This window comes from Oleiphilus sp. HI0067, assembly GCF_001635735.1.
This window is the reverse complement of record NZ_LWFI01000890.1, coordinates 1-6,077: the sequence shown is the minus strand read 5'-3', so window position 1 is coordinate 6,077 and position 6,077 is coordinate 1. Positions and strand designations below refer to the sequence as shown.

The 6,077-nt window shown below is 44.8% G+C and carries 7 protein-coding genes; 2 read left to right on the top strand and 5 right to left on the bottom strand.

Annotation, left to right across the window (positions count from 1 at the left end; translation table 11 throughout):
- The coding region (locus A3739_RS29895; RefSeq protein ID WP_197472255.1) for a hypothetical protein at positions 1 to 416 on the top strand (416 nt) is incomplete at its 5' end.
- A 394-nt stretch (positions 417 to 810) separates the two neighbouring features.
- Here the strand turns inward: A3739_RS29895 and A3739_RS10170 are convergent.
- The 5 genes from A3739_RS10170 to A3739_RS10150 all read right to left on the bottom strand — a co-directional run bounded on the left by A3739_RS10170 (position 811) and on the right by A3739_RS10150 (position 5,715).
- Positions 811 to 2,010, bottom strand: coding sequence for a triacylglycerol lipase (locus tag A3739_RS10170; RefSeq protein ID WP_068501231.1), 1,200 nt, complete (start codon positions 2,008 to 2,010; stop codon positions 811 to 813).
- 415 nt (positions 2,011 to 2,425) lie between these two features.
- Positions 2,426 to 3,553 carry an NADH:flavin oxidoreductase gene (locus A3739_RS10165; protein WP_068482349.1) on the bottom strand — a complete coding sequence of 376 codons (1,128 nt, stop codon included), beginning with the start codon at positions 3,551 to 3,553 and terminating at the stop codon, positions 2,426 to 2,428.
- A 48-nt stretch (positions 3,554 to 3,601) separates the two neighbouring features.
- Positions 3,602 to 4,195: a TetR/AcrR family transcriptional regulator gene (locus tag A3739_RS10160; protein WP_068482352.1), complete on the bottom strand. Its 594-nt coding sequence runs from the start codon at positions 4,193 to 4,195 to the stop codon at positions 3,602 to 3,604.
- Between the two features lie 13 nt (positions 4,196 to 4,208).
- Positions 4,209 to 4,961 carry a sulfite exporter TauE/SafE family protein gene (locus A3739_RS10155; RefSeq protein WP_068482353.1) on the bottom strand — a complete coding sequence of 251 codons (753 nt, stop codon included), beginning with the start codon at positions 4,959 to 4,961 and terminating at the stop codon, positions 4,209 to 4,211.
- Positions 4,962 to 5,016: 55 nt separating this feature from the next.
- Positions 5,017 to 5,715, bottom strand: a complete 699-nt coding sequence (locus A3739_RS10150) for a hypothetical protein (protein WP_068482356.1) — start codon at positions 5,713 to 5,715, stop codon at positions 5,017 to 5,019.
- Positions 5,716 to 5,887: 172 nt separating this feature from the next.
- On the opposite strand from A3739_RS10150, the gene A3739_RS10145 reads away from it, so the two are divergent.
- On the top strand, positions 5,888 to 6,077 hold a 190-nt coding region (locus A3739_RS10145), incomplete at its 3' end, for an NAD-dependent epimerase/dehydratase family protein (RefSeq protein ID WP_156502523.1).

The following is a 6,077-nucleotide window of genomic DNA, read 5'->3' as shown; positions in this document are numbered from 1 at the left end:
AGATTCAAAAAGCGATTCTTAATCTTTTTGATAACGAAGATTTTTATAGATTAGGATATGCCTTTTGGACTTTTTATTTAGATACGTATAGAGAATTTGAGGAAGCAAGTGATCCAGATTTGTTTTCTGTTAAACAATTGAGCTGGGCGTTTGATGAAGACGAATTTCTACAAGCTTATTTAGATCTACATCTCGAGAAATCTCCGTTTTTCCAACAAAAATTGAAATATGTAAGACGACGAACTCAATACAACAAAGGAGATCCTAATGCCATTTACTACCATCTCCCACGCATTATTTTTCATAAAAATGATATGAATGAGGTCTATGGGTGTGAAAAGTTGCCGAGAGATCGTCTGATGTATTTGTTGGATGGCTATGATGAGGAGTTTAAGAACAGTGTGTATCCCATATAAATGTTCGTATCATTTAGCGAAAGCTGGCGTTCGAGTTAAAAGTTCAGCCGCGCTAATTTTAAGCTTCGTTATTCTTAGGTTGTCGTTAATTGAGCAGCACAAGACCGCCTAAGGAGGAATTCAATTAAGTATGAATATCTTGATATTCTAGGTCCGCTATTTAAAGACGACCTGACGTAAGCTCAGACTGCAAACATACTGATGCGACTTCCGCTTTTGTCTAGCAAGTAGCATTCACAAGTAGAGATTTCTAAGCATTACAACTCGATCTTTTTGGTCAACATCTAAGCCGAAACCAATAGTTTCCAGTCATCTTATGTTCGGTTGAAAATGGCAATCTAAAGCGACCTCGTTCAATCACTCAGTGATTCAGGCAGACTTCTTGGCTAGGACTTTATTCGGCTAACCATTGAAGTACTTGCTCGTGTATTTCAGGACGGTATAACAAGTCAAAGTGATTCATGGCGTATGTAATCGATTGATTCTCTCTAGCAATGTTTAATGACATTTCCTGTTTCGTGTGCTCACCCAGAGCGCTCGAAACAGGTACTAGTCCGTCACCTAGCAGTTTGTCTTGGAGATCTCCTCGATCAAGGCCAATCGTGCTTGCAGCGGCATAACACTTTACGTCCCTCGGTAAGGGAATGATATGTTCTGGCCCTTGACGGCGTTTAAATCGATCAAAGCACTGCCAGTCCTCATCCACGATAATGCCATAACGCAAGTCAGTGATACCCGAACTTCGAGCCATCCCCAAGCGCGCCAATGCAGCCGAATAGGGAATGACACTCCAGAGTGTTTCGAGCCAATTGCTTTTGCGTTCTAGAGGCGCACCATGATGAGGTGTACCCAAGAAAACAACCTTACACATCTTCGAAATCCATTTACTTTGAGCACCGTAATGGCATGCACTGCGTGCCACAAGACCACCCATGCTATGCGTTACCAAACTAATTTCCTCAACATCTACAGGCCAATTTTCTAGCAGTTTCTCTAAACACTGCGCTAGCTCCCGACCGTTTTGCGATATGTGTTTGCCACTGTTGTAGCGCAAATATAACGGTGTATAGTTCAGATCACTTTCAAGGCCATCAGCATGACTCGCACCATCACGCTGCCACTGGGCATCACTCATGCAAAGACCGTGAATCAACACCACAATTTTGGAGCCAGGATTGGCGACTTGGTGAGTTATCTTCTCAGTTTCCAGAATCAGGCTCTGAGCTTTGTGCCGAAGCTGCATCGTAAAAGCGATAGGGTTACCGGTCTCCTCTAAATGGTCTCCTATTAGACCATTTAATGCGGCCGACAGATGACCAACCAGTGCAGACTGTTGGTGCTCGGAAGGGATTTTCACGATCGGCAATAGCGTCTTTACACCCGAGCGGAAAGTATTGTTAAAAGAACGAATCGTTCGATAGGTAAAACCCGTTATACCCTTCGTGTGTTTAGAGCGACTCTCGCTCCAGGGCATTTGGTGACGTGAGATATCTGCATGCATAGCTTCAACAATCTCGGTCACGGATGCGACTAGATCAAAAGCTAGCAAACTGCCGCCTTGTATTAATTGCACCGTCTCTTTAGACACAGACATCCTTTGCCTCCTCTATCCCTAACTTGATCGCTACTACCATCATATAGATAAAGCGTCTACCCAAGCTAATTAAAATCTAGAGTTAGGCCAATATAATTTGAAGCATGGATACTACCTCTATTTAACGTGCACTGTTAATCCTTAGTAGTAGTGACACTCATGTTGTCGTTCTCGCACCCAATCAGTAATGACTAGATAGGAAACACTAAAGCTTTACCGTACCTTCGGAATTAGAACGAAGGGACAATCCCCTTGAGTTCGAAGAACTCAGGGTCGCCTTTTGAGGAAGATGATTTGCGAAGCAAGAGAGGCTGGCATGTTCCACCATAAGACCTTTGGCGATGCAAAGGTCTTAAGGTGCCGTCGGCTGCGGCCGACAGGAAAAGACGAATGACGAACTGTCTAAAAAAGTAACTTAAACGAGCTGCGTTAAGCTGTCTTTGGAATAGTCTTCTAGTTCGTCTAAGCGTTCTTCACGCACTTTGATCACCCATTCAGGGTCTTGCAACAACGCACGACCAACCGCAACTAAATCGAATTCGCCGCTGTTGATGCGATCATTCAACTGAGTAATCGAACCTGCTTCTACACCTGCCTGCGCTGACATATTCATACCATGTTCTTCACCAACGAAGCTGGTATTTAAGCCAACACTACCGACTGTGATAACCGGCTTACCGGTTAACTCTTTGGTCCAACCTGCTAAGTTCATGTGGCCGTTTTCTGGCGCATCTTCGAATTCTTTTTCCCAGTAACGACGCGTGCTGCAATGGAATATATCCACGCCGGCTTCAACCAAAGGAGTTAGGAATGTTTTCAATTCTTCTGGTGAGTTAGCTAAACGCGCATCGTAGTCTTGCTGCTTCCACTGAGAAAAGCGGAAGATAATCGGGAAGTCTGCACCCACACGCGCACGAATCGCTTTCACAATTTCTACTGCGAATTTAGTGCGGGAAACGAGATCGCCGCCATAACTATCGTCACGCTGATTGGTACCTTGCCAGAAGAACTGATCAATCAGGTAGCCGTGAGCACCATGCACTTCCACTGCATCAAAACCGATGGCTTTGGCATCTGCTGCAGCCTGCGCAAATGCTTCAACGACTTCATCGATATCTTGCTGATTCATCGCTACGCCGTTTTCTCTGCCCGGCTTAAATAAGCCAGAAGGGCTGTGGCCAGGAACAGAAGTATCTGGCTCTATGCCTTCTTTACGAACTGAGCCGACATGCCATAGCTGCGGGGCAATTTTGCCGCCTTTTGCGTGTACTGCATCAACCACTTTTTTCCAGCCCGCTAAGGATTCTTCACCGTGCATAAAAGGTACGCGCGCATAACCATTAGCAGCCTTATGACCAACCGTGGTGCCTTCGGTAATAATCAATCCCACTTCGTTTTCTGCACGGCGAGCGTAATACGCTACGTTTAAATCATTCGGTACATTGCCCGGAGAAAAGGTACGTGTCATTGGCGCCATTACAATGCGGTTTTTTAGTGAAAGGGGGCCTAACTCAATCGGATCAAATAATGGGGAATTGCTCATAATACTCTCGTCGTTAGTTCTATTGCATAGGCTCTAATTATTGAGCGCTTAAGTACGAACCAGCGCAGCAAATTGCTGCATGGTTTGATGAAACATGTCTTTACCGTGCAAGCGAGCGTGATATAGCGCTCCCTTACAACTAAAAATAAATAAGCCAGCTAGGGCTCTGGCAGAGTCTTCAGCGGATGCGCAATCTGGGATATGGGTAGAACGGAACTCTCCAGCCTCTATGCCTTGCTTAATGACCTGCTCAACCCAGTTCAGCTCAATATCGCCAAGCTGCTTTAAACGCTCGCGAATGCTGTCGTCCAATACAGGTAAGTCATTATGAAAGGCACTGATCGGGCACATTAGGTGTTCATTGAGGGTGTGTTTTTGCGCGGCCTTGAAATAGCGCTCTAACTTATTCCAGTTACTTGAGCCTTTCGCCTCGAAATTATTCAGCCCTTCTTCTAGCCACTGCTGAGTCCAGTCACACAGGGCTAAACCCAGATTTACCTTTTTTGGAAAGTAGTGATGTACGCTGGCTTTCTTGATGTCGAACTCGCGGGCGATATCTAGAAAGCTAAAGCCGTTGTAGCCGCGGGCACGTAAAAGCTCAGCCGAATAGTCGATGATTTGTTGTCGGGTGTTGGTTGTCATGTGTTCATCCTACCTACCGGTAGGTAGGCAGGTCAAGCGGCATTATTTGCCCAACCAAACTCGATGCCAGCATGTGCACAGCGAGGCTGCTAAGCGCTATTTTTATCAATAGTATGATTTTGTCGTTGTCTGCCTTTATGCGCAGCTTAGTGCCCAAAAATGAGCCGGCTATCGCACAGACGATCATTACACTGATCAGCAATAAGCTATCACTCAAAAACGGGGTGATAGCCAAATACACTGGGATTTTTGCAAGATGACTGATCGTCATAAACATGGCGCTGGTGGAGATAATCTGATCGTTAGATTCTAATTCTTTAGTCAAAACGGATAAGGCTAGCGGGCCCGGCGCTCCAACGATTAGCCCTAAGCCGGTCTGGAGAAAGCCAATCAAATAATAACTTTCAAACTTCTTTATAAATGCGCCAAAGGTTTTGCTCCACAGGTTGAGAAGTAGATAGCAAGCAATCGCAACAGGCAAGAATTGCAGGGGAATATTAAATAGCGCGAGGCTAAATACGATCGTCCCTAGAACTGAGCCGATCAAAAATGCAGGAAAGAGGTGCCACTGAACATCAGACAGTGAAAAGAACATTCGTGAAGCATTACTCGCAATCTGGGTAATGCCATGAATCGGAATGATAATGCTTGGGCTAAGAAACAGCGGAAGAATCGCAATCAGTAGCATCCCCCCACCAAAGCCAATGACGCCTGCGATGATAGACGTGATTAATGTGATGAAACCGAGTGTAAGGATCATGCCCATTTTATAAGCCGTAAGCTGGTCGATAGTTATGAGATCTTTGCATGATGCCCTTTCGTTACGGTAACGAAGCCTCAAATTTTTGAACTAACATATTCATCTCTCTACCGTGATGATATGTCTGCCTTTCTTGTTCTGTTCGGTGAATGCGAATCGCTGTTTTGAAGAACGGTGCGTCATACACGAAGGTATGAAATTCACCGACTTCTCCGCAAGGGTCGACACACTCGGGTAATCCCTCAAGCAGGGAATTATCGTAGTCTGCGCCGCAGCAGTGTTCCTCAAGATGTTTTAGATTAATGCTTTGCAGCAAGGCTCGAATCGGTGTGTTGATGATTTGTCGAGCGATCTCTCGAGACAGATCTATCTGTTCTTCGATTAAGAGCGGAAATACACACTCAATAACTGTTTCTGAAAATAGTTTTTGTCGAAACTCGACAATGCCGTTGCAGTATAAATCGCCAAATGCGATAGCATCGAATGGAACGGTCCAGTTCGCTAAGCCCTCTAATAGTGTGTTTTTGTATACTTCGTTCGATACTTGGTCGGCCATCTTGATTTCGAGTAGGGGGAGCTCCATTGCTTGGGCTTGAAGACGCACATACTCGATGGGAGTAGCTTGAATTGGCACAAGCGATTTGCTTTCAGAGTACGTCGTAACTAAACCAACAACTTCATATTCAGTTGACTCAATCATTCGTTGCATTGTAAGTGCTGAATCCTTTCCAGAACTCCAGCTAATAATTACTCGCTTCAAGTGCCGTGCCTTAGTTGGCGGTGATATCGATTCCGTAATTCTAAAAAATAGCCATCCCAATAGCACTAGAACAGAATCAATTATGTAAAAATAGCGTAGTGATTCATTGAGAGCAGTTTAATGTGAATGCTGTGATCATTGCTTCAGCCAACAATAATTAAGAGTAATAGCTATGAATGTTCTGATCACTGGTGCCTCTGGTTTTATTGGAGGGAGGTTAGCCTCTTATCTACTAAACAATGGGGTATACAAGGTGCGGGTAACCGGCCGTTCACAAGCCTTAATCGAGCAGTTTTCTGGAGAAGCAGTAGAGTGCTTAATTGGTGATTTAAGCGATGTAGAATTTACCAATCAGCTAACGA

Bases quoted from the DNA above. Each gene is read 5' to 3' on its own strand.
- A3739_RS10155 (WP_068482353.1), bottom strand. From the start codon at position 4,961: ATGGGCATGATCCTTACACTCGGTTTCATCACATTAATCACGTCTATC.
- A3739_RS10165 (WP_068482349.1), bottom strand. From the start codon at position 3,553: ATGAGCAATTCCCCATTATTTGATCCGATTGAGTTAGGCCCCCTTTCA.
- A3739_RS10170 (WP_068501231.1), bottom strand. From the start codon at position 2,010: ATGTCTGTGTCTAAAGAGACGGTGCAATTAATACAAGGCGGCAGTTTG.
- A3739_RS10160 (WP_068482352.1), bottom strand. From the start codon at position 4,195: ATGACAACCAACACCCGACAACAAATCATCGACTATTCGGCTGAGCTT.